1 rRNA gene is annotated in these 3531 nt (G+C 55.0%); it reads right to left on the bottom strand.

Features of this window, described 5'->3' with window-relative positions:
• Positions 1–71 precede the first annotated feature (71 nt).
• A 23S ribosomal RNA gene (locus ACZ881_RS21815) occupies positions 72–3214 on the bottom strand.
• Positions 3215–3531: the final 317 nt, after the last annotated feature.

Here is a 3531-nt window from a genome sequence, read left to right as displayed (position 1 = left end):
AGTTGTTGGTTCCTGGAACAAGCGGGTTGTTGTTCGGGAACCACATAGTGGACGCGTGCAGTGTGTTGTGTGTGGTGTAAGTTGTTGGCCTATTAGTACCGGTCAGCTTCACGAGTCTTTAGTCCTCGCTTCCACATCCGGCCTATCAACCCAGTGGTCTGGCTGGGGGCCTCTCACACATAATGTGTATGGAAATCTCATCTTGAAGCGAGCTTCCCGCTTAGATGCTTTCAGCGGTTATCCCATCCGAACGTAGCTAATCAGCGATGCACTTGGCAGTACAACTGACACACCAGAGGTTCGTCCGTCCCGGTCCTCTCGTACTAAGGACAGCCCTTCTCAAATTTCCTGCGCGCGCAGCGGATAGGGACCGAACTGTCTCACGACGTTCTAAACCCAGCTCGCGTACCGCTTTAATGGGCGAACAGCCCAACCCTTGGGACCTACTCCAGCCCCAGGATGCGACGAGCCGACATCGAGGTGCCAAACCATGCCGTCGATATGGACTCTTGGGCAAGATCAGCCTGTTATCCCCGAGGTACCTTTTATCCGTTGAGCGACGGCCATTCCACAATGTACCGCCGGATCACTAGTCCCGACTTTCGTCCCTGCTTGAGATGTCTCTCTCACAGTCAAGCTCCCTTGTGCACTTACACTCGACACCTGATTGCCAACCAGGCTGAGGGAACCTTTGGGCGCCTCCGTTACTTTTTAGGAGGCAACCGCCCCAGTTAAACTACCCATCAGGCACTGTCCCTGACCCGGATCACGGGCCGAAGTTAGATGTCCAAAGTGACCAGAGTGGTATTTCAACGATGACTCCACCCGAACTGGCGTCCGGGTTTCAACGTCTCCCACCTATCCTACACAAGCCACTCCGAACACCAATACCAAACTATAGTAAAGGTCTCGGGGTCTTTCCGTCCTGCTGCGCGTAACGAGCATCTTTACTCGTACTGCAATTTCGCCGAGTTTATGGTTGAGACAGCGGGGAAGTCGTTACTCCATTCGTGCAGGTCGGAACTTACCCGACAAGGAATTTCGCTACCTTAGGATGGTTATAGTTACCACCGCCGTTTACTGGGGCTTAAATTCTCAGCTTCGCCACAAGTGGCTAACCGGTCCTCTTAACCTTCCAGCACCGGGCAGGAGTCAGTCCGTATACATCGTCTTGCGACTTCGCACGGACCTGTGTTTTTAGTAAACAGTCGCTTCCCCCTGGTCTCTGCGGCCCACACCCGCTCACGGAGAGCAAGTCTCCATCACGGGGCAGGCCCCCCTTCTCCCGAAGTTACGGGGGCATTTTGCCGAGTTCCTTAACCATAATTCTCTCGATCGCCTTGGTATTCTCTACCTGATCACCTGTGTCGGTTTGGGGTACGGGCGGCTAAAACCTCGCGTCGATGCTTTTCTTGGCAGCATAGGATCACCGGATCCCCCCATACGGGGGTCCCATCAGATCTCAGGATCGTGCTCGAAGCACACAGGAACGGATTTGCCTATCCCTGACCCTACATCCTTAGACCGGGGCAACCATCGCCCGGCCCGGCTACCTTCCTGCGTCACACCTGTTAATACGCTTACCTCCCGGGATCAGGTCCCGCGCTCGGCCAAAACCCACAACACCACAAGGGTGAGCGGGCAGGCTCCGGGCGGTTAGTATCCCCCGCTTGGCATGGGCGGTTTTTCGCCGGTACGGGAATATCAACCCGTTGTCCATCGACTACGCCTGTCGGCCTCGCCTTAGGTCCCGACTTACCCAGGGCAGATTAGCTTGACCCTGGAACCCTTGATCATTCGGCGGACGGGTTTCTCACCCGTCTTTCGCTACTCATGCCTGCATTCTCACTCGTGTAGGCTCCACCGCTGGTTTCCACCGCGACTTCACTGCCCACACGACGCTCCCCTACCACTCCACACCCCTGAACCACGAAGGCTAGGGCATTATGTGAAATCCACAACTTCGGCGGTGTACTTGAGCCCCGCTACATTGTCGGCGCGGAATCACTTGACCAGTGAGCTATTACGCACTCTTTCAAGGATGGCTGCTTCTAAGCCAACCTCCTGGTTGTCTTCGCAACTCCACATCCTTTCCCACTTAGCACACGCTTAGGGGCCTTAGTTGGTGGTCTGGGCTGTTTCCCTCTCGACTATGAAGCTTATCCCCCACAGTCTCACTGCTGCGCTCTGACTTACCGGCATTCGGAGTTTGGCTGACGTCAGTAACCTTGTAGGGCCCATCGGCCATCCAGTAGCTCTACCTCCGGCAAGAAACACGCAACGCTGCACCTAAATGCATTTCGGGGAGAACCAGCTATCACGGAGTTTGATTGGCCTTTCACCCCTACCCACAGCTCATCCCCTCCATTTTCAACTGAAGTGGGTTCGGTCCTCCACGACGTCTTACCGTCGCTTCAACCTGGCCATGGGTAGATCACTCCGCTTCGGGTCTAGATCACGCCACTACACTCGCCCTATTCAGACTCGCTTTCGCTACGGCTACCCCACACGGGTTAACCTCGCGACGTAACACTAACTCGCAGGCTCATTCTTCAAAAGGCACGCCGTCACAACTACTAAGGCTGCTCCGACGGATTGTAAGCACACGGTTTCAGGTACTGTTTCACTCCCCTCCCGGGGTACTTTTCACCTTTCCCTCACGGTACTGGTCCGCTATCGGTCATTAGGAAGTATTTAGGCTTATCAGGTGGTCCTGACAGATTCGCACGGGATTTCTCGGGCCCCGTGCTACTTGGGATACTCCCCAGGCCGTGCACAACATTACGGTTACGGGGCTCACACCCTCTCTGGCCGGCCTTTCAAGACCGTTCACCTATGCCTGCACCTCACCTCACTGGTCCGGCAGAACCAGAACGGAAAGTCCCACAACCCCGCCCATGCAACGCCCGCCGGCTATCACACATGGAAACGGTTTAGCCTGATCCGCGTTCGCTCGCCACTACTAACGGAATCACTATTGTTTTCTCTTCCTGCGGGTACTGAGATGTTTCACTTCCCCGCGTTCCCCCCACGCACCCTATGTGTTCAGATGCGGGTCACACAATCACCTTGCAGCGTTGTGCGGGGTTTCCCCATTCGGACATCCTGGGATCAACGCTCGGTTATCAACTCCCCCAGGCTTATCGCAGATTCCTACGTCCTTCTTCGGCTCCTAATGCCAAGGCATCCACCGTGTGCCCTTAAAAACTTGACCACACAAGATCAATAAACTTACTCGAGAGAACCATGACCACAAGGGCCAGGTTCATTCATAAGAAATTGCTGTAAGAACACACACCCACACGAAGGCACGTGTGTGTTCTAGATGCTCGCGTCCACTATGTAGTTCTCAAACAACAACCCCATCAACCAGACCACCACCACCCCACAAACGGGGACACGACGGTAAGTACCGGAAGCAGGAACAAAAGAAACACCAGAAGATGCCCTCATGCATTGCTGCAAAAAGGTCCTGTTGCCTCAGGACCCAACAGTGCGCCAAACACAACCCCACACAATCCACGCCCCGAC

The sequence above is a fragment of the Paenarthrobacter sp. TE3676 genome (assembly GCF_056279165.1).
This window is presented reverse-complemented; position numbering and strand designations above follow the sequence as displayed.